Raw genomic sequence first — 23398 nt, forward strand, 5'->3', positions numbered from 1 at the left:
CACGGGCTTCGGTTCATGGGCCAATTAAATAGCGACATTCTGCCCGGAACATGGTCTGTTAAGCATTGAATCTTCAGGAGCAAGGCTGCCCCATGGATTATTTCGGACCGCATGTTTTCGGTTATCTGATCGCACTGTTGCACACACTGGGCTTGATCGCCGCCATCCATGCCGTATTGACCGTTCGGACCGCCCAAGGCTCGATCGCCTGGGCTCTGTCACTGCTGTTCATTCCCTACCTCACGCTTATCCCTTATCTGGTCTTCGGCCGCAGTACCTTCGATGGCTATATCAAGGCACGGCGGCAAGCCAACGAGGAAATGCGCAAGGCCATCTCCGAACTGAACTGGCGCCCCTGGGTAGAAGAGGCACTGGCTGCTCGCGCCTCCAGCGCTTACGCGTCTTTGCGGGCGATGCCTCAGCTGGGGCGCATGCCGTGTCTGGCGAATAATGACGTGCGCTTGCTGATCGATGGCCAAGCCACCTTCGATGCGATTTTCGACGCCATCAGCAACGCCAGGGAAGCGGTGCTGATCCAGTTTTTCATCATCCACGACGACCGACTCGGCCAACGCCTGCACACCCTGCTGACAAAGAAAGCAGCCGAGGGCGTGGCGATTTACCTGCTCTACGATCGCATTGGCAGCCACTCCCTGCCCCACAGTTACGTGCAAACGTTGCGCGATGCCGGCATCGAGGTCAAAGCCTTCGCCACCCGCAGCGGCTGGCTCAACCGCTTTCAGGTCAATTTCCGCAACCACCGCAAAATAGTGGTGGTCGACGGGATTGTCGGTTTTGTCGGCGGGCTCAACGTCGGCGACGAATACATGGGCGAGAAACCGCCTCTGGCACCGTGGCGAGATACTCACGTGCAAGTGCGTGGGCCGGTGGTGGCCAGCATGCAGGAGTCCTTTGCCGAAGACTGGTTCTGGGCAGCCCGCTCGCTCCCCCCGCTGATCCTGCCGGACGTTTACCCGGACGACGGCGTGCTCTGCCAGTTGCTGGCCAGCGGTCCGGCGGATTCCTACGAAACCTGTTCGCTGTTCTTCGTCGAAGCCATCCATGCGGCGACGGAGCGAGTGTGGATCACCAGCCCTTACTTCATCCCCGACGAAGCCGTATTCGCTGCGTTGCGACTGGCAGTGTTACGCGGTGTGGATGTACGGATCCTGTTGCCGTCGCGACCGGATCACCGGATCGTCTACGCCGCTTCCAGTCTGTACGCCTTCGAAGCGGTGCGTGCCGGAGTGCGCGTGTTCCGTTACCAACCCGGCTTCCTGCATCAGAAAGTGGTGCTGATCGACGACGAGATCAGCGCCATCGGCAGCGCCAACATGGACAACCGTTCGTTCCGGCTGAATTTCGAAGTGATGTTACTGACGGTCGACAGCGGGTTTGCCGCCGAAGTGGAACAGATGCTCAACAACGACTTCGCCCAGGCTCACGAAATCGCCAAAGAAGAAGGCCGGGAAACCCGCCGCCTGCAACAGGTCGGCATGCGAATCGCCCGGCTTATTTCACCGATTCTCTAGTTGTAGATGTCGTCGCGAGTCCACGGCAGTTCATGGCTGCCATCGGGATGGGGTTTCACCGCGAGGATTTGATGCAGGTTGATCCAGCCTCTGGCGAAGGCATAGGCGCACCCTGCCAGGTACAACCGCCAGATCCGTAGCGCCTGCTCCGGCACCAGTTTGCCGGCCGCTTCCAGATTGTCCTCCAGGCGTTCGCTCCAGTGGTCCAGGGTCCGCGCGTAATGCAGGCGCAAACTCTCGACGTCGACGATCTCCAGCCCCGCGTCGCTGATCTCGGCCGAGATCATCGACAGGTGCGGCAGCTCGCCGTTGGGGAACACGTACTTCTCGATGAACTCACCGGCACCGCGCCCAACCGGACGACCGTCGATGTGTTTGGCGGTGATCCCGTGGTTCATCACCAGGCCGCCCTCTTTCACCGCGCCGAACAAGGTTTTGCAGTACTCGGCCAGGTTCGCGTGGCCGACGTGTTCGAACATGCCGACGCTGACCACCTTGTCGAAGCGCCCGTCCTGAGGCAGATCGCGGTAATCGAGCAGTTGCAGTTCGATCTGATCCTCCAGGCCTTCGGCTTTCACCCGCTCACGAGCCAAATCCAATTGCTCTTTACTGAGCGTGATCCCGAACACCTTCGCGCCGAACTCCCGAGCCGCATACCGCGCCAACCCGCCCCAGCCGCAACCGATATCCAGCAGATACTCGCCTGGCTGCAACCGCAACTTGCGGCACAGGTGGCGAAACTTGGCTTGCTGAGCTTGCTCGAGGGTTTCACTGCCGGTCTCGAAGTAGGCGCAGGAATACGCCATGTCGCTGTCGAGCCACAGCTGATAAAACGCGTTGGAGAGGTCGTAGTGGTAGGAGATGGCTTTGGCGTCGGTTTCCTTGTCGTGAACCGAGCGCACCGGTTGCTCATCGTCGTCCTCGTTGATCAGCGCCTGACTCCATTCATCGCAGACACGAATCACCTCGCTGATGGAGCCTTCAAGCTCCAGCCTGCCTTCGACAAACGCCGCCCCCAACGCGTCGAGGCTTGGATGGGTGAACTGGGTAACCATATGCGGGTCCTTGACCACAATGGTGACGCTGGGCGTCGGCCCCAGATTGAACTCATGGCCGTCCCAGAGCCGCAAGCGAAGCGGTAATTGCAGATTCTGTAAGGCCGGTGGAAGTTGCGCGAGCATGAAAAGTCCCCCTTGTTTCAGACGTCAAATCTGAGGGTAGACCATCCTTGAAAAATAGCAGGCTATCGAATTAACAGCCTTTTTCTATTCCCGATGTTGCCTGCAACACTGAAACCATCCCACGGGCGATCATTGAAAATGACCGCCTTACCCTAGATGACTACAAATCCGGCACACAGTCCTGAACAGTTGTAGATGCTCACACCTCATCCTTAAGCTTGAGTAGGGGTTCCTGAAAGCGTAGCAAACGCCCGGCATTACCGAGCACTAATAGCGTGCTCAAGTTATGCAACAGGGCAGCAATCATCGCCCCTGCCGCGCCGAGCCAGCCAAATGCGGCGAACGCGACGATGGCCAGCGTCCAGCCCAGACCGATAATCACGTTCACCTGCAAGGTTTGCCGACATTGGCGACTCAAGCGCACGCAGGTTCCGAGCCGGCGCAGGTCGCTGCCGATCAGTACGATATCGGCCGAAGCCAGCGCGATGTCCGCGCCGCCCGCCCCCATCGCCACGCCGACCACACCGGCCTTGAGCGCCAGGGAATCGTTGATGCCGTCTCCCACGACCATCGGCCGGAAACCGCTGCCGATCTCTTTCAACACGCGATTGAGTTTGTCCTCGGGCAAGGCCTGGGCTTCGACATCACTGATCCCCACATCCCGGGCCAGCGTGTGTGCCACGCTTTGTCGATCCCCGGTGAGCAACAACTGACGACCCAGGCCCAGTTCTCGCAACTCGCTCAGGGCAAACCGCGCCTCGGGTTTGACGCTGTCGGCGAGCAACAGCCAGGCGAGAAATTCGCCGTCGAGTGCCAGCCCGGCAATCGGGCCATCGTGTTCGGGAACAGTTGAAGTGGCGATGCCCAATTGCGCGAACAGCTCCGGACGACCGAGGGCCGCCTCGCCCTGCTCGGTCATCGCCACGACGCCCAGCCCCTGACGCTCATGAATGTCGGAGAGCAGCAGAAAGTGTTCCTGCGTGACCAACCCGGCCAACGCGCGGCTGACCGGGTGGCTACTGGCGGAACCAAGGCTGGCGGCGAGTTTCAGTACGTGACTGCGATCCTCCAGCGGACTGTCGATCGATTGCAGACGCAAGGTGCCGAAGGTCAGGGTTCCGGTCTTGTCGACCACCAACGACGTCAGGTCAGCCAACTCTTCGAGGAACGCCGAGCTGCGAATCAGAATCCCGTGCCGGGCCGCCACCGCCACCCCGGCAATGGCCGTGGCCGGCGCCGATAACACCAGCGCGCAAGGACAAGCGGCCACCAACACCGCGAGCATCGCCTGGGCATCGTTGGTGACGAACCAGGTCACGGCAGCCAGCAGCAACACCAGCACCATGTAGCTGCCGGCATAGCGTTCGAGCAAACGTGTGATGGGTGGCTTGGAACGTTCGGCACTTTGCATCAGCGCGATGACTTTACCCAGCGTCGATTCGTGCCCCGTGCGGGTCACTTCAATGCGCAGCAGGCCATCGAGGTTGATCGCCCCGCCGAACACCGGCATGCCCACAACGGCCTCTATTGGCACCGACTCACCGGTGATCGATGCGGTGTCGAGGCTCGCCTGGCCGGACAATACCCGGCCATCGGCCGGCACGCGATCACCGGCACGCACCTCTACGAGGTCGCCGGCCTTGAGTGTGCCGTTGTCGACTTCGACGACGGAGCCGTCAGCCTGAATCTTGCGCGCATGGCTGCGCGTCAGTTTGCCGAGGGCATGAATCGCTTCCTGGGAACCGATCACACTGCGCTCCTCCAGCACATGGCCGAAGATCATGATGATCGGCAGCAGCGCCGCGGTGAGCAGATCGCCTGTGGCCCAGGCGCCGAGCATGGCCAGGGCGATCAACTGATCGGTGATCCCGTGCAGGCTCGGATAACGCAGGCTGTACCACGCCGAGCGCATCACCGGCACGGCGACCAGCAAGGAGGCAAAACCCAGCAGCAATTGGCTGACCCCGGTCTGCTCCGGCGACAACCAGCGCCAGATCAGGCCCAGCGCAAGCAACCCAAGTGCAAGCATCGCCAGAGTCAACTGGCGCGCGGCGCTACGTTGTTCAGCCGAGGACAACATGCTCGGCGCGGCGGCGGTATGGGCAGTCATTGCGCAGCTCCCTGGATGATCAGGCGCGAATCGTCTTTCGGATCGACCGTCGTCACCGAGCCGGCCTGCCCGAGAATCTTCGGCATCCGCTCACGGTAAATACGCAGCAGCATCTGCGGGTCGGTGCCCTGCTGTTGCGTCTTGGCCAAACTCAGTACCGTGGCGGTGTCGGCAGAGGCTTTTGCCAATCGTTCGCTGGCCTGGGCATGAGCCACTTGCAGCGTGCGGTCGGCTTGTTCGTTGGCACTCTGAGTCAGTTTCTCGGCTTCCGTGCGCGCGTTGGCCACGGCTTTGTCGGCCTGCTGGCTGGCGGTTAACACGGCGTTGAAAGCGCTCACCGCCGGGCCGGGCAAACTCGACTGCACATCGACCCGCGCCACTTCGATACCCAAGCCCTGCCCGGTCGCCGTCAGTTCGGCCAGGCGTTGATTGATGCCTCGCACCATGTCGCCACGTAGGCGTTCGCGACGTTCGGCGGCCTGATTGTCGGTGCCGATCAGTTCTGGTCGAGCCACCAGAATGGTGTCCAGATCTCGCGCAGCGGTGAGCGCCACGGCACTGCGCGTGACCAGCCGATCCAGCGCCGGCAGCACATGCTCGCCCTGAAGAACGAAGGCATAGGGTTCGGTGACTTTGTAGAACACCCGCACATCCAGCTGCACCACGCCCGCATCCCCGGTCAGCAGATAACCGGAGCCAGCGAGTGCATCGCTGATGGGCGTGGCGAAGCTCGCCACTCGATCAGCCTGCAACGCGGCATCGGTGCGTAGAAGATTTTCCACCCGACGCTCAATCACTCGATCCGCTGCCGGCAACAAGATCACCTGCTCAAACGGGCGCGGCCATGCCAACAGCAACCCGGCATTTTGAATGCGATCCAGCGCGCCGAAGTGCAACACCACGGCACGATTTTGCGGGTCGATTTGCCGCACATTGGAAAATGCCCATGCCAACGCAGCCAGCACAGTCACGGCGTAAAGCGCCAGAAAAGCCAAGCGCCCGGCCTGAATCCAGGAGCTGCTCAACTCATTTGTTCCACGTGGAACCAAACTCATGGCTGCGACCCGGACTTGTTATCGAGGGTCGGCGGGCCGTCAACCAATACCCGGAACGGCGCGGCATCGGTACGTAAAATCAATTTAGTGCCCGGCGTGACGATGGTGCCCAAGGTGTCGAGGGACCGCAGCAAATTGTAGAGCTGCGGTGAACCGGCGTAGGCCCGGCCGTAAATCTGCGCGGCTTCGACGCGGGATTGGGCTTCGATGTCCGCGGCTTTCACCGTCGCATCGGCTTGCACGATTCGCGCATCACGCTCGGCCGCGGAGCGAATTTGCGCGGCTTCCCGTTTACCAATGGCCGTGCGTTCAGTGGCGATTGTTTCACGCTCGGCGCGCATACGATCGACGGTCGCGGTGAGTGTCACCGACGGCAGGGTCAAACGCTCAATGCCGACTTGCAACACTCGCACGCCATAGGTGGTGAGCAACTGCTGATCGATCTGCTGACGCAGCTGTGCTTCGAAGTCGGCGATGTGCACTTGGTTGGCGTCGGTGTTCACCAGATTGGCCAGATCGAAACTGCTGGCGGTGGTTTCCAGCGCCGAGCCGACAAAGGTACGAATCTGCCGCGCCGCTTCGTCCGGCTGGTTCTGTACGGCGCGCATGAAGCGTTGCACGTTGTCCGGATCACCCTGCACCTGCCAGGCCACGTAGGCTTGCACGATGATGCGCAGACCATCGCGCGTGCCCACATCCTGCAAACCGCTGGAGGTGGTACGCAGCCGCAGATCCACCGGGATCGCCGCCTCGAACGGTGCTGGCCAGCGCCAGCCAAGACCCGGCTCCAGCAACACCCGCGATGGATTGCCGAAGCGCGTAATCACCGTGGCCTCTCCCGAGCGCACTTGCACCAGGCTCGCCGCCGCAATGGCAAACGCCACCAGCAGCGCTGCCCAGCCCATCCGCCGCCACGGGAATGGGCCAGCTTCGTGTGGATCACCGTGGTGGTGGTGATGATGACCGTGGTGATGCCCGCCATGGCCGTGATCGTGGCCGGCGTGGTCATCGTGATCGTGAGTAGGCGTCGACTGGCTCAATGGGCGGCTCCTGGCTGAGCGGTATTACGCGGCGGCGCAAGGTCAGCCGGCAGCGTGAATGTACGTAGGTCGATGGTCGGCGCATTGCTGCTGCCACCCAGACGATGATCGAGAACCAGCAGCTTGGCGTTGGCCAAACCCTGGGTCAGTTGGCTGAGGTATTGCTCTAGCACGAAGGCTTGGCCGGCGCTGGAATAAGCCTTTCGCTCGGCGGCAAATTTCAGGTCGGCGGCCTGAGCGGCCGAGTTGATTTCATGAGCACTGGCCGTGGCTTGATCACGAGCGATACTGGCCTGTAATTGCGCTTGGTTGGTCGCCTCCGCCGCTGCACCGCGCTCGCGGGAGATCAATGCCTGGGCGCCAATCTGCGCCGCTTGCACGCCGTGATAAGCGTTAGCCGCCCCCGCTGGCGGGTGAATGGCCTCGACCACCGTGGCGAGAATTTCCACGCCGCTGTCGAGTTTTTGCAGGTCCGCCTGCACGGCGCGACCGATCTCTTCGGCGAGCCCTACCCTGTCCTCGCCGAGCAAACCGTCGAGGGTTCTTGAGGCGAAGTCATGAACCAGAATTCGGCTGGCGGTGCTGCGGATCAGCGTCGGCACGTCGGCGCTGTTATACGTCGCGGCCAGCGCCGCCTGATCGCTCAGACCAATGCGATAGACGAAGCGCACGTCCATGTTGACGATCTGGAAGCTCTGTTTGTCGGCACGGCTGCTGGCAATGACCTGGGATTTGTCATTCACATGGCTGGCGTCCCACAAGCGATTGGCAATCGCCGGTGCCGGGCCGTCGGCAGGTTCGGCCTCGACCGGGGCCGACGTTTCGCCCACGCTGGTGGCCAACTCGTGGACCACACCGTTTTCGACGCTCAGCACCCGGCCCAGCGGCCACGGCAAACCGGTGCGCAAACCGGGGCCGAACACTTCCACCGGTTTGCCGAAACGTTCGTAGATGCCCCGCCCTTGTAGCGGTATTTCATGAATACCGGTGAGCGACCAACCGACGGTCGCCACCACCGCAAGCACCGGCAAAAAAGCGCGGCGCATGTAGGTGAAGGCCCAGATCTGCCGCAGATCGATACCGAAGCGATTGTGTATTTCGTGCTGCAATGCGAGCAGGGGTTGCGGCGGCCAGCGCAGCATGTCGGCGACAAAGCTTCGCGCCAGCAAGGCCGGTTCCAGTTGTTCACGACGAGGACTGAACAGCGACAACACGGCGCGCAGCAACAGCTCAACGGCGACCAGCCCCGGCAACAAGCCGATCAGCACCGCCAGACGCACTGGCCAGACTGACGTTTCACTGCCGAACAATAAACACAGGGCGCTGAGCACCAGGCCAATAATTGCAACCCGCGTCAGCTGCGCCAACGACCCGGCCTCGGGCCATTGGGCGACGTTTTCCTGGGCCAGTTGCCGCTCCAGCACCAACAAACCGAACGCCAGCAGCAACGACAGCGCGGCGCCGACACTAGCCGCGCTTCCCAACATAGCGGGCGGCAGGGCCAGGCTCCAGACTTGCTCGATGCTGTACAACGTCAACAACGCCCAGCCGCCAAGCCAGAGCGTCGGTGCACCGATCTGCCCCAGCAAGCGCAGCCAACGCTGACTGATGCGCTCCAGCAACCGCTCGTACCAGCCTTCGGCGGCAACGACGTCCTCGGCCACAGCCACCGGCACCAACACCGCTGGATTCATCACCCGTGCACGCCACTGCGTCACCCACCAGGCCGATTGCAAACCGGCGACCAGCACCAGCAAACCGGCGCTCTGATTGACCAATAACGCTGGCCAGAGCGACTGCGGTGCAAACAGGCCGACAAAAAACGCCAACACCAGCCCTGCCGCCGCCAAGGCACCCAAACCGATTGCCCATTGGCGCAATCGACGTCCTTGAACGACCGCCTGCTGAAAGCGCGGCAGCCCTGCTATCTGTGCTCCATCGCCATCGAGATCGACTTGCATACCACCCCAGTCATTGCTCACATCACAATTCGTTACGATATAACGAAAATGGTGAAATTTTCGTCCTGAATCGTTCTATCTAAAAGCGCTAAACCTGTCGCCAAGCTGAAGCCTTGACCGAAATGGCTCAAAACGCACATATTACGTTCGTAATTTTTTCGAAGACTACTTTTATCGATCCTGCACCCTTTCACCAGGAGTACCACTATGAGCACCTATGACGTCGTGATTCTGGGCGCAGGCCCCGGCGGTTATAACGCAGCGATCCGCGCCGGCCAGCTGGGTTTGAAAGCCGCGTGCGTGGAAGGCCGCGCCACTCTGGGCGGGACCTGCCTGAATGTCGGCTGCATGCCGTCCAAAGCCCTGCTGCATGCCTCCGAACTCTACGACGCGGCCATGGGGGCGGAATTCGCCAACCTCGGGATTGAGGTAAAACCTGTGCTCAACCTGGCTCAGATGATGAAACAGAAGGATGAAAGCGTCACCGGGCTGACCAAGGGCATCGAGTTTCTGTTTCGCAAAAACAAGGTCGACTGGATCAAGGGGTGGGGCCACATCGACGGGCCGGGCAAGGTCACGGTGACCGACAGCCACGGTGGCAAGACCCAGCTGAGTGCCAAAGACATCATCATCGCCACCGGTTCCGAACCCACTCCCCTGCCGGGCGTCGACATCGACAACAAACGCATCCTCGACTCCACGGGCGCGTTGTCGCTGGGCGAAGTGCCGAAGCACCTGGTGGTGATCGGTGCCGGAGTGATCGGCCTGGAGCTGGGCTCGGTATGGCGGCGCCTGGGCGCTCAGGTGACGGTGGTCGAATTTCTCGACCGGATCTGCCCCGGGGTGGATGGCGAGGCGGGCAAGACCCTTCAGCGTTCATTGAGCAAGCAAGGCATCAACTTCAAGTTGAGTTCGAAAGTCACCAGCGCCACGACGTCGACGAGCGGTGTTCAGCTCAGCGTCGAACCAGCCGCGGGTGGCACCGCCGAGTTGCTTGAAGCCGATTACGTGCTGGTGGCTATTGGTCGTCGTCCTTATACCCAAGGCCTGGGACTGGAAAACGTCGGTCTCGCCACGGATAAACGCGGCATGCTCACCAATAAGGGCCACCGCACGGAAGCCACGGGCGTCTGGGTGATCGGTGACGTCACATCGGGGCCGATGCTCGCCCACAAGGCCGAAGACGAAGCCATGGCCTGCATCGAGCAGATCGTCGGCAAGGCCGGCGAGGTCAATTACGACTTGATTCCCAGCGTGATCTACACCAAGCCGGAGCTGGCCAGCGTCGGCAAGACCGAAGAACAACTCAAGGCCGAAGGTCGCGCCTACAAAGTCGGCAAGTTCCCCTTCACCGCCAACAGCCGGGCGAAGATCAACCACGAGACTGAAGGCTTCGCCAAGGTACTGGCCGATGAACGCACCGACGAAGTCCTCGGCGTGCACCTTGTGGGCCCGAGCGTCAGCGAAATGATTGGCGAATATTGCGTGGCCATGGAATTCAGCGCCTCGGCTGAAGACATCGCCCTGACCTGTCATCCCCACCCGACCCGCTCCGAAGCCCTGCGCCAAGCGGCAATGGATGTGGAGGGGATGGCGACGCAGATGTAAGCCTGGAGGTCGATGGAGACTGAACTACCGCTATCGCGAGCAGGCTCGCTCCCACATTTGATCTGTGGCGTTCACAAAACCAATGTGGGAGCGAGCCTGCTCGCGATGCAGTCGACTCGGTCTAAAGCGGCAAATGCTCCAACGGCAGTGCCCCTGGCGTCTTCACCGTGTGAATCGCAAAGTTGCTGCGAATGTCGCTCACACCCGGCAATTTCAGCAGTCGCCCGGTGAGAAACCGGTCATAGGCGCGTAAATCCGGCACCACCACTTGCAACAGAAAATCAGACTCCCCTGACACCAGGAACGCCGAAATCACCTCAGGCAATGTCGTCACGGCCAGGCGAAAGGCTTCGGCCTGTTCATCGTTATGCCGTTCGACCTTGACCCCGACAAACACCGTCAGCCCAAGGCCCACTTCATCCCGATCCAGATTGGCCTGATAGCCGCGAATCACGCCCGCCTCTTCCAGCATCCGTACTCGACGCAAACAGGGCGAGGCGGACAGGCCGATCTCGTCGGCCAATTGCACGTTGCTCAGGCGTCCGTCCCGTTGCAGTGCCGCGAGAATCTTGCGGTCGTAGGCGTCCAGTTTCATGGCTTGGCAGATCCTGACTGTTCGATCATCACAAAGTGGCAGGTTATGCCAAATATTTAAGCTTTAGAAGCTGACTACGCAACCACCTGCCCTGCCCCTCGGCCGTAGACTGACCTCACCAAATCGACAACGAACGGGGTGCAACGTGGCAGAACTCTGGCTGTTTTTCGTGGCGTTGACAGTGGTTTACCTATTGCCCGGCCCGGATATGATTCTGCTGTTGCAGACCGGCGCGCGTCAGGGCAAAGGCGCGGCGCTGGCCACGGCGTTGGGGCTGGGCGTGGCACGCGGTTGTCATGTGGCCTTGGCGGCGTTGGGTTTGGCGGCGTTGTTCAAGACGGCCCCCTGGACTTTTGATGTGGTGCGCCTGGCCGGGGCCGCGTACCTGCTGTGGATCGGCATTCAGTGCCTGCGCACCACGATGCTGCCGAGCTTGAACGGTGCAGGCGCCACGACTGAAAAACCGCATTGGCGCGAGGCGATCCACCGCGGTTTGCTAACCAACCTGCTCAACCCCAAGGCACTGTTGTTCTGCTCGGTGCTGCTGCCGCAGTTCATTGAGCCTCACGCCGGACCAGTACTCGGGCAATTTGCAACGCTGGGCATGATGCTGGTCGGCGTCGGGTTGTTGTTCGACAGTGCTTATGCGCTGGTCGGCGCCGCACTGGGCCGTTGGCTGCAACGCAGTCCATCGGCCCAGCGGGTACAGCAGTGGTTGTTCGGCAGCCTGCTGATCGGCTTCGCGGTGCGGCTGACCTTTGTGCAACAGGCTTGAGCGTTACCGCGCTTTACGACGACGGCGACTGATCAGCAGCAACGCCGCCGCCGTGATCGCCACAATAGCGCCTACCTGCACCGGCTTCTTGTAAGGCCGCAACATCGAACGCGTAGCATCGGTGGCCTGGGTTACATAACGTTTGCTGGCGTTCTGAAAGTCGGGATAAGGGCATTGGTGACCGAAGTTCACCGCCCAATCCACGTACGGCCCTTCTTTTACATACCGTTGATAGAAGGCACTTTCCTCTTCAAGGCTGGTGTTCCACCCCGCCGCCGCACACAACACTGCCGCAAAAGCCTGGCTGGTATGAGGCAGATTATCGGCAGCACGACTGGCCAAAGCCGTTGCGATATAACGATAGTGATAGCGCTGATCGGGTTGAGCGGCGCTGGCTTGCTGACGCTGGACTTCATCTTCAGCCACTAACGGACCGACCTCGAGCTCGCGGCTCTCAAGGCTGTAATTACCGCCGAACGTGGCGTAATCCGGTGCCATCTCGTAGCCAAGAATCTCCATTCCCCATTGGCGTGCCGTCAAAGCCGCATTGAACAACGCCGCGGCACGTTTGGTCGGCCACCAGGCAGCGTCCGCCTCCTGACGCAACTGTCCATACGCCTTGGCCTTGTTCTGCAGATCGACGTTGTCGAAGTAAGCCGGTGCTTCGTCATAACGCCCTTCACGCAACAGGCGCCGCCCCAGCAGATTGCGCAGGCTCGCGGCCACTGGCAACGGCACATAATTGTCGCGATCCTGCTGGCTGAGCGCTGGCGGTGCCGGCACCTGAGTGTCGACGTACTGCTTGAGCTCATCGAGGGTCAGCACCCGCTCGGCAACCGTAGCCGCGTCGAACCAGTAGATGCCTTGGCTGCGATAGAGTTGATCGAAGGCTTGCAGATAATCCCCGCGTTGCAGGGCCAGGATCGCGCTTTCACCCTCGACCCGGCACTTGGGCTGGAGCGTTTCGTAATCCCAGTCCGGAGTCCGTCGTTCGCCCCAGGATTCGTTCTGCGGGAAGGCCTGGGCGGCCTTGGCATAGGCCGCCGCGGCAGCGTTTTTGTCGCCATCACGCAACGCCAGTTTCGCCCGCAGCCACCACGCGAGGCCGCCGTCACCGGCCTGTTCGAGGAAGGCTTTGGCGCTGGCGTAATCGCCCTGTTGATAATTCATTGCCGCCAGGCGATCTGCGTTATCGAGACTGCCACGGGTGCTGGTTTGCAGCAGTTTGATCAGTTTCTGTTCGTTCGGCGGTTGATCACCGAATGACCAGCCCAGTCGACTGATCAACGACGCCGTCACCAGTTGCTGCACCGCTTTGCCCTTGAGCACCTCGGCCAGTTGATCGTCAGGCATCGCCGCCAGATCGGCCATCAACAGCTTCAGCGAGGTGTAACCCACCGCCGAACCGTGGAGGTTCTGCGTGGCGTAGAGTTGGATGGCGTTGTTCCAGTCGCCAGCGGTGCGAGCCACTCGCGCTTCTTCGCCGAGGCTGGCGACACCCAGTTCCAACGGGTCGCTGAAGCCGTCAATGCTCAACTGACGAGTCTGCTCGAAGGCCTTTCGAGATTGAGCCAGCAGGTCCGGGCCGGCACCCGCTTCTGAACTCATGGCGAACAGTGCCCGCCCCAACGAATAAGCCGCCCAGGTGCTGCGCAACGGGCGTTGATCCGCCGGCAGCGCCAGCACTTTCTGAAAGTATTCGGCGGCCAAACCATGGTCACCGGCGTTGAACGCCACCGCGCCAGCCAGATAGAACGTGAACTCGGTCGGCAGATTCGCGCCTTGCTCTTCTACCTGACGGGCATCGGTCAGGCTGCGCAGCTGTTTCACCCGCGCTTGTTGCTCGGGCGTCAAACCGGCCTGTTCGGCGGTGTCGCGCTGACCGGTGTAATCGGGCGCATCGCCATAACCGTCCCCGGGAATGTTGGTGGCTGCGGTGACATTTTTCAGTCCCGCGATGGCATGCCCGAGGCGGTTGATCTCAAGGTTGAAGTTGCCTTCCGGCAGTTCCGCCAGCGACTGGTCACGGTTGTCCAGCAGGCGCATGGGGAAGTCCGGCCCGCAGGCCAGCACCGAACCCAACGGCAGGCTGAGGCTCAGGCAAAGCACATGGCGGGGCCAGTTACGGGTGAACATTCGAACCTCCTTGATCAATATTTGCGCAGCGTGCCCAACCGATGGCGCGCTGCCCGCCGGCCGGGATTCGACCGTCGCGCAGGCGGGTGAAGGTAAGCAGATCCGGGCGCTGTTGCAACGCATAACCGGCCAGCGCATCGGCACCCTCGCAGCCCCGCACCGCCAACGTCAGGCGTTCGGGCCAGGCACTGTCAAGGTTGCCTTGGTTGCTGACGCTGATGTCGTAGAGGCCGTCCTGCGCCGAGAGCTTCAGCCCCACGCGACTGTCGAGCGTATCGCCACGCGCCACAGCAACCAGCGTCGTCAGGCTCCAGGCCCGGCGATCATTGGCCAGGGGCAGGCGAAACCAGATCAGCCCGGCCAGATGGGCCGGCGGATCGGCGCGCAACTCGGCACCGAGCTTGCTCAGTTGCAGTGGATCCGCCATCAACTCCCGGCGTTTGCCACCCCGCTCGATGGGCACTTCGCTTTCCACAACCGGCGCGCCACCGGCCCCCGGCAACAGCGCCACGCCATAAGCCGGCAGCGCCAGATAAAACGGTTTCGAGGTGATACGGCTCCAGGCCTTGGCCCACTGTCGGGCCTGATCCGGGTCGAACAGCCCACGCCGTGGATCGCTCACCGCATGCACCTGCAAGACGCTGCTGTCGACCGTCGCCAGCAGCGCCGGCAACTCAGGGCTGTCGAGCCAGGCCGGCAACGCGGTGATGCTCAGCGGCAAGGAAGCCGGCAGGTCGGCGCGCAAATGCGTGAGAAATTCGCGGTAGGCCGGTAGCCGGGCGTTACCCGCATCGTGGTCGATTTCCACACCGGAGAGGACCAGCCCCTGCCCTTGCCAATCACTGAGCACTTGCTGGATTTGCGCCGTGACCTCGTCCTGATCCAGCCCCTTGAGCTGGCCATCCAGACGAATCACCGCAATCAGCGGTCGACCATCACGCTTGAGCCGCGCCGGATCGATCCGCGCCCGGCTCCAACCGGCCTGCGGAAATGCCTGCAAGGCCAGCACGCGCAAGCTCGAGAAGTCGGCGCGGCTGTCGCGCAGCGCGGCGTCATGGGCCGACGTCCATTGGCGCTGCCAGACATAGAGTTGCTGATCGAGCGGTGGCGCGTCCGGTCGCTCGCAACCGCTGAGCAACAGCAATGCGGCAAGCAAGGCCGACAGACGAATGAAAAACACAATGAACCCTCATCCTCTGTGGCGAGGGAGCTTGCTCCCGCTCGGCTGCGCAGCAGTCGAAAATGCAGCCAATGTGGTGTGTCTGATGAAATGAGGGGCTGCTTCGCAGCCCAGCGGGAGCAAGCTCCCTCGCCACAATTGATCTATTACGAATTCCCGGCAGCCTACTCAGCCATCGGCTTGCGAGCAATGATCACCTGACTTTTCGCCACGACCGCGTCCAGCGCCCGTTTGATCTGCGCGCCCCGTGGCGAGGACAGAACGGCCTGCCAGGTGTCGGCCCAATGGTTGAGCAACGGGTGGTCGGCGTTGCTGAAATCGACCTTGGCTTCCCAGAACAACAGCATCCACATCGACCAATAGAACCCGTACTGGCTGTGACTGATGACTTCCAGGCCAGCGTCGCTGACCATCGACTTGAACTGCTCTTCGCTGATGATGCGAATGTGGTTGGGCTTCTGGAAATACTCAGGCGCGGCGATGTCTTTTTGCAGGTCTTCGGAACTCGGGTGCGGAACACTGAGCAAATACAGTGCCCCGGGCTTGCCGACCCGCACCAGTTCGGCAAGGAACTGCGCCGGATCGTCGACGTGTTCGATGACTTCGGTGGACACCACCCGGGTCGCGGTCGCGTCGGCAATCGGCAGCGGGTTGCAGTCCGTGACGTGGCACTCGACGCCCCGCGCCGGCGTGTCGCTCAGGCGCTGACGAGTTGCTTCGACCTTGGCCGCGTCAATGTCGGCAATGATGATCTTCGCGCCGCGCATGCCGCAAAAATGCACGTTGCCCCCGTCGCCGCAGCCCACGTCCAACAGCGTGTCCTCGGGGCTGACCGGGAAACCTGTGAACAGCTCGCCGGTTTGCTGGTTGAACCAGCCACTGAGCATCGCGTCGTGCAGACCGAGCATGTACGGGTCGACCTTGTCGGATACCGATGGTGCTGGCGTCAGCGGCTGCGCGGCAGCGGGCGTGCCCGCCGTGAGTTTCTTCAAAAGGCTCAGCATGAGGTGGCTCCAGAGGATGGAAGGGCTGATCGGGACGCACGCAAGCGTTGCACCAGACGGGCACCCCGGTTGCGCATGGGTAGCTCGATGAATCGGTAGTTGAGTTCGCTCAGCAGCACGATCAGGGGCAGGGCGCAAAACAGCGCCAGTGCCGGCTGCGTCGCCACGTCCTGCGAACCGCCGGGCGCGAAACGAAACAAGCCTTCGCGCACGGCAAAAAACGCCGGGATGTGAATCAGGTAGATGCCATAGGACCGGGCGCCCAACCACACCAGTAGTTGTTTGAGCTTGCCCTTGGGCAGCAGGTAATCGCGATTGTAGGAAGCGATCCACACCAGCACCGCGCACAGCAAGGCAAGTGCTCCCGTCCGGTAACTCGCCAGATTGAACGGTGGACTCGCCATCACGCTCAACACCGCCGCCACACCGATCAGCATCAACGGGCCTGCCCAACGGCGGCTCAACAACCGCGGCTCCCAAACCAGATAACTCGGCCTTGAGCTCCACATCGCCAGCAACACGCCCAGTGCCAGGGCGTCGGTCCTGATGCTCATCAACAAGGCCGAGCGCCAGGTAAACAGCTGCACGGCAACCAAGGCCAGCAACACCCATATCAAGCGCTTGCGGCAAGCGAGGATCAGTAACGGCAGCAGCAGGTAGAACTGTTCTTCAAGGGACAGGCTCCAGTAAACGAAGCTGGCGCCGTATTCGAAATTCATGAAACTTTCGGCAAACCGAAAATTGGCAAACTGCAGAAAGCCAGCCAGCGTCGCCTGCAGATTGGCCTGCACCGTGCCAAAGGCGCCCGACTGGTTGAACAACAGCGCACCCGACAACATCAGCAGCAACCACAACCAGGCGGATGGCAACAGACGAAAGGCCCGGCGAACCCAGAAATCGCGGGTTTCCTGCCAAAAGGCCTGCGGTGTCCGGCATCCACGCAGCAGCGGAATCAGGCCACGGGCAATCACAAACCCCGAGATGACGAAAAACAGATCCACGCCCCACCAGAGTTGCCCGTAGTCCATGCCCGACTCGAAGCCCGGCAGCCCCCCCGGAAACGGCACGCTTTGCAGGTGATGCACCACCACGCCAAGCACGGCGATCCCGCGCAACAACTCGATATCGAGGATCCGTCGACTGCTCATGGCAGCGTCCCGGCTTTTGAGCCGCTCGTCATGGGTTTGCGCGCAATGATCACCTGGCTCTTGGGCATGAACTGATCGAGCATCTGCTTGATCGCCAGGCCATCAGGTTGCGCCAGCAGGTCTTGCCAGGTTTTCGCCCAGCTCTCCATCAGCGGCGGATACGGCGCCTGAATCCGATCCCGCACCGCGCCGCCCAGGTCGCGCCCGGCCGCGCGCTCGCTGGCCCAGAAGAAGATCATGCCCATCACCCAGAAAAACCCGGTGGCCTGGCGATGTTCGATCACCAGACTGGCGCCCTCCACCAGCGCGGCGAAGCGTTCCGGGGTAAAAATCTGTACGTGATTGGGTGACTGGAAATAGCTGGCCGGCGCGATACCCTGCTGCAAGTGCTCGCCCACCGGTGCCGGCACGCTGAGCAGATACTGCGCACCGGGACGACCCATGCGCACCAGCTCGGCCATGAACGGCTCGGGCCGGTCGATGTGTTCGAGCACTTCCATGCACACCACTTTGCTCGCGCAACCATCGGCCAGCGGCAACGGCAGGCTATTGCTGACCAGCCCCAGTCCTGGCTTGTCCGTCTGCACTTCCACTTGCCGGGCCAGGTCACGGACCTTGTCGTGTTCACTGTCGGTAAAAATCACCGACGCGCCCTGACGCACCGCAAACAACGTCGCAACGCCTTCGCCGCAACCGACATCCAGCAAGGTGTCGTTCGCGGTGATGGCAAAGCCCTTGAGCAGTTCACCGCTGTCGCCCGAAAACCAGCCGTCGAGCATGGCGTCGTGCAAGCCGACATCTCGCGGCGACACGCTGCCTTGCGCCACCGGTGCCGGCACAGGCACCGGTTCGGGTTTTGTCGCCGGACGCAGCCAACTCATCAATGCGCGGATCATGCCTCGGGGGTTTCCACGGCGGACGCAGTGCAGGGTTCGAACAGCCGGGCCAAAAATCCTTTCAGTCGCTGTTCAGCGGTTGCCTGGCTGCAGAAGTTCTGCAGGCTGGCCACCGCGTGGGTGGACATCCTTGCATAGCGTTGCGGGTCGTCCCGGGCCACGTCATAGCTGGCCCGATAGGCCGTGCATAACGAGGCCCAACTGGTGATGTAACGCAGGGTGCGAAACGCCTTGCGCGGGTCATGGGGCCAGGCCGTCAGCTCATCCGTGGAGTCGATGAGGAAAGCATTGTCGGCGTCCAGGTAATCGATCATCGCCGTGGTGCGCGGTGCCACCGCCGGTTTGCCGCACGACATGAATTCCATCAGTGGCAGGCACTGGCCCTCGCCGTAAGAAGTGTTCACCACGTAGCTGGTTGCTTGCACCAGACGCTCGTAGTCCGCATCCGCGAGGTAGCCGTAAATCAGCACGATGCGGCAGCGATAGGACTGGTTTTTGTACAAATGGTGAAGGATATCGGTCAGCGCTTCTTCGGCATCGTGATGCGTCAGTTTGAGCACCAGCGTTGCGTCTTCTACTTCGCGGAAAGTCACGCAGAAGGCACTGAGCATGTCTTCCCAATTCTTGCGCCCGTCGCCGGGGTTGAACACCGACGTGTAGATCACACCGTCGAGCACCAGCTCTTGTTCACGGACGGGCGCCTGAAAGTCGATGCCCTTGCCGGCACGCAAATGCGCAGGCCCAAAGGCTCGCAGATCAAGTTGACGACTGTCGGCCAGCAAACCTTTGATCTTCAAGCGCACCTGGCAGGCCAATGGCTGACGCTGCAATTGCGCACCACGTTCGGCAAAGCGATCCCACACCGGCGCCGGTACCGCGACGATCGGATAGTCGGCGCCCATGGCTTCGCGCACGGCATTGACGGTGTAGCTGGAATGGGTGATTGCCGCACCGCACGCACGCAACACGGTGCGCCAGTCATTACGCGGCTCGCCGGCGAACGGTTCGTTGGGAATGGTGCTGAATTCCCAGGCAAACACCGCCAGGGTCGGACAGGCGAAATGCACAGGCGTGCGATGGGGCGGCGAGAACGACAGGAACACGCAATCTTCGCCACGGGCCAGGCAGTCGAGGTACAGGGCATCGACTTCGGTTTGCGGGTCGCTGACTTCCACCACCCGACCCAGTCGCTCCAGCACCGGCCGATACTCCTTGAGCACGAAGTAGTAGCTGTACTCCGAACGGCCCAGGTTCTGGGCAATGGTGCGCTGGTTGGTTTCCGAATGAATGATGATCAGCATGAGGCGTTATCCGTCACGGCCGTTGCCGGCAGCACGTGCGGCGCCAGCTCGAAAAAGTCCGCCAGGCGCTGTTGCACCGGGGCGAAGGCGCAGTAATCGTGCATGCGCCCGACCGCGGCGTGAGACATGCGCTGGTACTCCAGCGGCTGTTCCCTGGCGATCCGGTAGCTGTTTTCGTAGGCCGTTTTCAACGACCCCCAGTCCGGTCGATAACGCAGGGTACGGTAGATGATGCGGGTGTCCTGGGGCCAGACGGTCAGCTCTTCGCTGGACTTGACCACAAACGCCACGCGCTCATCGATGTAATCCTCCATGGCCGTGTGGTCCGGGGCGATCACCGGTTTGCCGCTGGCCATGAACTCCATCAGCGGCAGGCACAGGCCCTCGCAGCGCGAGGCGTTGACGTAATAACTCGCCGCCTCATAGAGCCGGGCATATTGCGGATCGTCCAGGTAACCGTGCATCACCACCACCCGACAGGCGAACGGCGACAGCTGCGCCAGCAAGGTCATCAGCTCGGCGTAGTAGGACGACAGATCGCTCTGGGTAATCTTCAGCACCAGCGTGGCGTCCTCGGTTTCCCGGAATGCCCAGCAAAATGCGCTGATCAGTTGATGCCAGTTCTTGCGCCCGTCCTTGGGGTTGAACACGGTGACGTAGACCACGCCATCGACCTGTGTTTGAACCTGTTCCGTCGTGTCCGGCAGGTCCACCGGTGCCGGTACATGGACCGGCACCGACTGCGGACCGGCAATGGCCGGGAGGTATTTTGCGAGCCTGGAGTGAGCCGGAGCGGACAGCAGATCGCGAATCCCTTCCCAGTACCACTGGCTCAGAAAATGTGTGCGATGGACCGGTACCTGTTGCGCCTTGCCCAGGTCCAGCACCCACAGGCGCAGGTAGTGCCTGGCGATGACGAAGCGACGTCTCAGGGTCAGCGGCGGCGGCCGCAAGGCATCGAGTTCGGCCTGCTGCTCCGGGGTCAACGGCGGTGGAATCAGCGAGTCGGCGGACAGTTCGAGCGTGCGGGTATCGAAGATGCAGCCCTTGATGTCGAGGGTCGAACCGGCATTGACCGGTACACTGGTATGTCGGCTACGGATGGCCGCGAAGTTTTCCCACAACGGAGTCGGCAAGACCAACACCGGAAAGTCTTCGCCCATGGCCCGACGGATCGCCCGGGCGGTATGACTGGAGAGCGTGATCACCCGGCCCTGGCGCGCCAGCATGTGGGTCCAGTCCTGCCGTGGATCGTTGTCCCACTGCTCATCGGGAATCGAATCGAACTCCCAGGCCACCACGCAGATCGTCGGGCATTCAAGGTCGTTCGGGGTTTTCTGCGGCGGGGTGAAGGACAGGAACAGGCTGTCTTCGCCGGCGGCAAGCAGTTGCCTGTAGAGGGGGTCGACCTCGGCGGTGGAGGACACCACATGCACCCGCCCCAGGCTTTCGAGCACCGGGCGATAAGCCTTGAGCACGAAGTAATAACTGTATTCGGGACGACCGAGGCTCTGGCTGATGGAGCTGTCGTTGACGTCCGAGTAAAGAATGAAATTCATGGCATTCCACGATGAGGCCGCCATCCCGGCAGCCTCACTCTATGACGGCGAAACCACGGATCGAGTCGGCGTTTGCCCGCCCTCGTCCATCGTCTTCGTGCCCGTCTACGTTCTTGTTTTAGTGGTCAGGTTTCGCGGAGTTTCAGACAACCCTGCCGAACCCCGGGCGATCGTGACGAGGGGCATTCTAAACACATCCATTAAGGGTTCGTGAACCGTCCGGCGAGAATAAATAGGACGGCAAAAACGAGAACTGACCAGTCACGCTGAGAGCTGTTGAAATTGCTGCACAATTGGCACAGATTGGCGACCAAACAACCACAACAACGAACTTCGCCTGTCTTTCGACCCAGTAATCCACCCGGTCTGTCAGGCATTTCCGTCAAGCTTGTAGGGAATGGCGAAGTTTTATGATCAAGGGGTTTCGTTGCTTGAAAAAGCGTCTGTTCGTGACGGGTCTGAGTGGATTCGTGGGGCAACACATCCAATCTCGTCTGAAGACTGACGCCTCGGAATGGGACCTGCTGCCTGCCCCTTCCCGGTACGATCTCGCACAGCCAGAAAGCCTTGAAGGCCTATGGCCGGAGATGCCCGATGCGGTCATTCACCTGGCCGGCCAGACCTTCGTTCCCGAAGCCTTCCGTGATCCGGCGCGCACGCTGAACATCAACCTGCTGGGCACCCTCAACCTGCTTCAAGCCCTCAAGGCCCGCGGCTTCAACGGTACCTTCCTGTATGTCAGCTCCGGTGATGTCTATGGCCAGGTCAACGAAACAGATTTGCCCATCACCGAACTCCAACCGCCCTGCCCGCGCAATCCTTATGCGGTGAGCAAACTGTCGGCGGAGTTCTTGAGCCTGCAATGGGGTTTGAGCGAAAGCTGGCCGGTGCTGGTCGCCCGCCCGTTCAACCACATCGGTACCGGGCAGAAGGACAGCTTCGTCATCGCCAGCGCCGCGCGGCAGATCAGCCGGATCAAGCAAGGCCTGCAAGCACCACAACTGGAAGTCGGCGACATCGATGTCACCCGCGACTTCCTCGATGTGGGCGACGTGGTGTCGGCCTACCTGGCGTTACTGGAAAAAGGCACGCCGGGGCAGGTCTACAACATTTGCTCGGGGCGCGAGCAGAGCATTCGCAGTTTGATCGAACAACTGGGGGACCTCGCTCAGGTCGATATGCAACTGATTCAGGATCCGGCGCGTCTTCGTCGCGCGGATCAGCGTCGCGTTTGTGGCAGCCATGCCAAGCTCGCCCAGACCACAGGATGGACGCCTGACATCACAACACAACAATCCCTGCGGGCGATCCTGTCCGACTGGGAGACGCGAGTACGACAAGAATGACAAAAAGTGCACTGATCACAGGGATCACCGGCCAGGACGGCGCGTATCTGGCAAAACTGTTGCTCGATAAGGGTTACAAGGTCCACGGTCTGGTGGCGCGGCGCAGCAGCGATTCGCGTTGGCGGCTGCGCGAGACGGGGATCGAGGGCGATATCGTCTATCTGGACGGCGACATGGCCGATGCCTGCTCGGTGCAGCGCGCGGTGATCAAGTCGGCGCCGGACGAGGTCTATAACCTGGCCGCGCAAAGCTTTGTCGCCGCCTCCTGGGATCAACCGGTGAGCACCGGCATCGTCGACGGCCTGGGCGTGACTCACCTGCTCGAAGCGATCCGCCAGTTCAGTCCGCACACCCGTTTCTATCAAGCGTCCACCAGCGAAATGTTCGGCTTGATTCAGGCCGAGCAGCAGGATGAAAACACACCGTTCTACCCGCGCAGCCCTTACGGTGTGGCCAAGCTCTACGGTCACTGGATCACCGTGAACTACCGCGAAAGCTTCAACCTGCACGCCAGCAGCGGAATCCTGTTCAACCACGAATCACCGCTACGCGGCATCGAGTTCGTGACCCGCAAAGTCACCGACGCCGCCGCCCGCATCAAGCAGGGCAAACAGCAGGAACTGCGCTTGGGCAACATCGACACGAAACGTGATTGGGGGTTCGCCGGCGACTACGTCGAAGCCATGTGGCTGATGCTGCAACAGGACAAGCCTGACGATTACGTGGTCGCCACCGGCGTGACCACCACGGTGCGCGAAATGTGTCGCATCGCCTTTGATCACATCGGCCTCAATTACCGCGATTACGTGAAGATTGACCCGGCCTTCTTCCGCCCGGCCGAAGTCGACGTCCTGCTCGGCAACCCGGCCAAGGCCCGACGTGTACTGGGCTGGAAACCAAAAACCGACCTGGACACCTTGATCCGCATGATGATGGATGCGGACATGAAACGGGTTGCCAAGGAGTAGGTC

18 protein-coding genes are annotated in these 23398 nt (G+C 61.5%); 5 read left to right on the forward strand and 13 right to left on the reverse strand.

The window, feature by feature from the left end:
* Positions 1–92: 92 nt before the first annotated feature.
* Positions 93–1532 carry a cardiolipin synthase gene (gene cls, locus LOY38_RS29865; protein WP_258698281.1) on the forward strand — a complete coding sequence of 480 codons (1440 nt, stop codon included), beginning with the start codon at positions 93–95 and terminating at the stop codon, positions 1530–1532.
* On the opposite strand, the gene cfaB is transcribed toward cls, so the two are convergent.
* The 5 genes from cfaB to hflK (LOY38_RS29890) all read right to left on the reverse strand — a co-directional run bounded on the left by cfaB (position 1529) and on the right by hflK (LOY38_RS29890) (position 8879).
* Complete coding sequence (gene cfaB, locus LOY38_RS29870) at positions 1529–2713, reverse strand: C17 cyclopropane fatty acid synthase CfaB (protein ID WP_258698282.1); 1185 nt, start codon at positions 2711–2713, stop codon at positions 1529–1531. The two genes, cls and cfaB, sit on opposite strands and share 4 nt — an antisense overlap.
* Positions 2714–2912: 199 nt before the next feature.
* Complete coding sequence (locus LOY38_RS29875) at positions 2913–4823, reverse strand: heavy metal translocating P-type ATPase (protein ID WP_258698283.1); 1911 nt, start codon at positions 4821–4823, stop codon at positions 2913–2915.
* The gene (hflK, locus tag LOY38_RS29880; protein WP_258698284.1) at positions 4820–5878 is read right to left on the reverse strand and encodes a protease modulator HflK; all 1059 of its coding nucleotides are present in this window, start codon (positions 5876–5878) and stop codon (positions 4820–4822) included. Before hflK (LOY38_RS29880) ends, LOY38_RS29875 begins: the two co-directional genes overlap by 4 nt.
* Positions 5875–6918: a protease modulator HflC gene (hflC, locus tag LOY38_RS29885; protein ID WP_258698285.1), complete on the reverse strand. Its 1044-nt coding sequence runs from the start codon at positions 6916–6918 to the stop codon at positions 5875–5877. The genes hflK (LOY38_RS29880) and hflC overlap by 4 nt, the downstream gene beginning before the upstream one ends.
* The gene (gene hflK / locus LOY38_RS29890) at positions 6915–8879 is read right to left on the reverse strand and encodes a protease modulator HflK (protein ID WP_258700821.1); all 1965 of its coding nucleotides are present in this window, start codon (positions 8877–8879) and stop codon (positions 6915–6917) included. The genes hflC and hflK (LOY38_RS29890) overlap by 4 nt, the downstream gene beginning before the upstream one ends.
* 207 nt (positions 8880–9086) lie before the next feature.
* On the opposite strand from hflK (LOY38_RS29890), the gene lpdA reads away from it, so the two are divergent.
* Positions 9087–10487 carry a dihydrolipoyl dehydrogenase gene (gene lpdA / locus LOY38_RS29895; protein ID WP_258698286.1) on the forward strand — a complete coding sequence of 467 codons (1401 nt, stop codon included), beginning with the start codon at positions 9087–9089 and terminating at the stop codon, positions 10485–10487.
* A 121-nt stretch (positions 10488–10608) separates the two neighbouring features.
* Here lpdA and LOY38_RS29900 read toward each other — a convergent pair whose 3' ends face one another.
* On the reverse strand, positions 10609–11082 hold the full coding sequence (locus LOY38_RS29900; protein WP_258698287.1) for an Lrp/AsnC family transcriptional regulator: 474 nt from the start codon (positions 11080–11082) through the stop codon (positions 10609–10611).
* A 145-nt stretch (positions 11083–11227) separates the two neighbouring features.
* On the opposite strand from LOY38_RS29900, the gene LOY38_RS29905 reads away from it, so the two are divergent.
* A complete protein-coding gene (locus LOY38_RS29905; protein ID WP_258698288.1) occupies positions 11228–11857 on the forward strand; it encodes a LysE family translocator in 630 nt (209 codons plus the stop codon).
* Between the two features lie 3 nt (positions 11858–11860).
* Here LOY38_RS29905 and LOY38_RS29910 read toward each other — a convergent pair whose 3' ends face one another.
* The 7 genes from LOY38_RS29910 to LOY38_RS29940 form a co-directional block, all read right to left on the reverse strand.
* On the reverse strand, positions 11861–13993 hold the full coding sequence (locus LOY38_RS29910) for a hypothetical protein (RefSeq protein WP_258698289.1): 2133 nt from the start codon (positions 13991–13993) through the stop codon (positions 11861–11863).
* Positions 13980–15176 (reverse strand): DUF3142 domain-containing protein, encoded by a 1197-nt coding sequence (locus LOY38_RS29915; RefSeq protein ID WP_258700822.1) that lies wholly within the window; start codon positions 15174–15176, stop codon positions 13980–13982. The genes LOY38_RS29910 and LOY38_RS29915 overlap by 14 nt, the downstream gene beginning before the upstream one ends.
* 161 nt (positions 15177–15337) lie before the next feature.
* Positions 15338–16177: a class I SAM-dependent methyltransferase gene (locus LOY38_RS29920; RefSeq protein WP_258698290.1), complete on the reverse strand. Its 840-nt coding sequence runs from the start codon at positions 16175–16177 to the stop codon at positions 15338–15340.
* Positions 16171–17325: an acyltransferase gene (locus tag LOY38_RS29925; RefSeq protein ID WP_258698291.1), complete on the reverse strand. Its 1155-nt coding sequence runs from the start codon at positions 17323–17325 to the stop codon at positions 16171–16173. Before LOY38_RS29925 ends, LOY38_RS29920 begins: the two co-directional genes overlap by 7 nt.
* On the reverse strand, positions 17322–18221 hold the full coding sequence (locus tag LOY38_RS29930; RefSeq protein ID WP_258698292.1) for a bifunctional 2-polyprenyl-6-hydroxyphenol methylase/3-demethylubiquinol 3-O-methyltransferase UbiG: 900 nt from the start codon (positions 18219–18221) through the stop codon (positions 17322–17324). The genes LOY38_RS29925 and LOY38_RS29930 overlap by 4 nt, the downstream gene beginning before the upstream one ends.
* On the reverse strand, positions 18218–19522 hold the full coding sequence (locus LOY38_RS29935) for a glycosyltransferase (protein ID WP_258698293.1): 1305 nt from the start codon (positions 19520–19522) through the stop codon (positions 18218–18220). The genes LOY38_RS29930 and LOY38_RS29935 overlap by 4 nt, the downstream gene beginning before the upstream one ends.
* On the reverse strand, positions 19516–21081 hold the full coding sequence (locus LOY38_RS29940; RefSeq protein ID WP_258698294.1) for a glycosyltransferase: 1566 nt from the start codon (positions 21079–21081) through the stop codon (positions 19516–19518). The genes LOY38_RS29935 and LOY38_RS29940 overlap by 7 nt, the downstream gene beginning before the upstream one ends.
* 431 nt (positions 21082–21512) lie before the next feature.
* On the opposite strand from LOY38_RS29940, the gene LOY38_RS29945 reads away from it, so the two are divergent.
* Positions 21513–22427: a GDP-mannose 4,6-dehydratase gene (locus LOY38_RS29945; RefSeq protein ID WP_258698295.1), complete on the forward strand. Its 915-nt coding sequence runs from the start codon at positions 21513–21515 to the stop codon at positions 22425–22427.
* On the forward strand, positions 22424–23395 hold the full coding sequence (gene gmd, locus LOY38_RS29950; protein ID WP_258698296.1) for a GDP-mannose 4,6-dehydratase: 972 nt from the start codon (positions 22424–22426) through the stop codon (positions 23393–23395). The genes LOY38_RS29945 and gmd overlap by 4 nt, the downstream gene beginning before the upstream one ends.
* Positions 23396–23398 lie beyond the last annotated feature (3 nt).

The sequence above is a fragment of the Pseudomonas sp. B21-015 genome (genome assembly GCF_024749285.1).
Taxonomy (GTDB): Bacteria; Pseudomonadota; Gammaproteobacteria; order Pseudomonadales; family Pseudomonadaceae; genus Aquipseudomonas.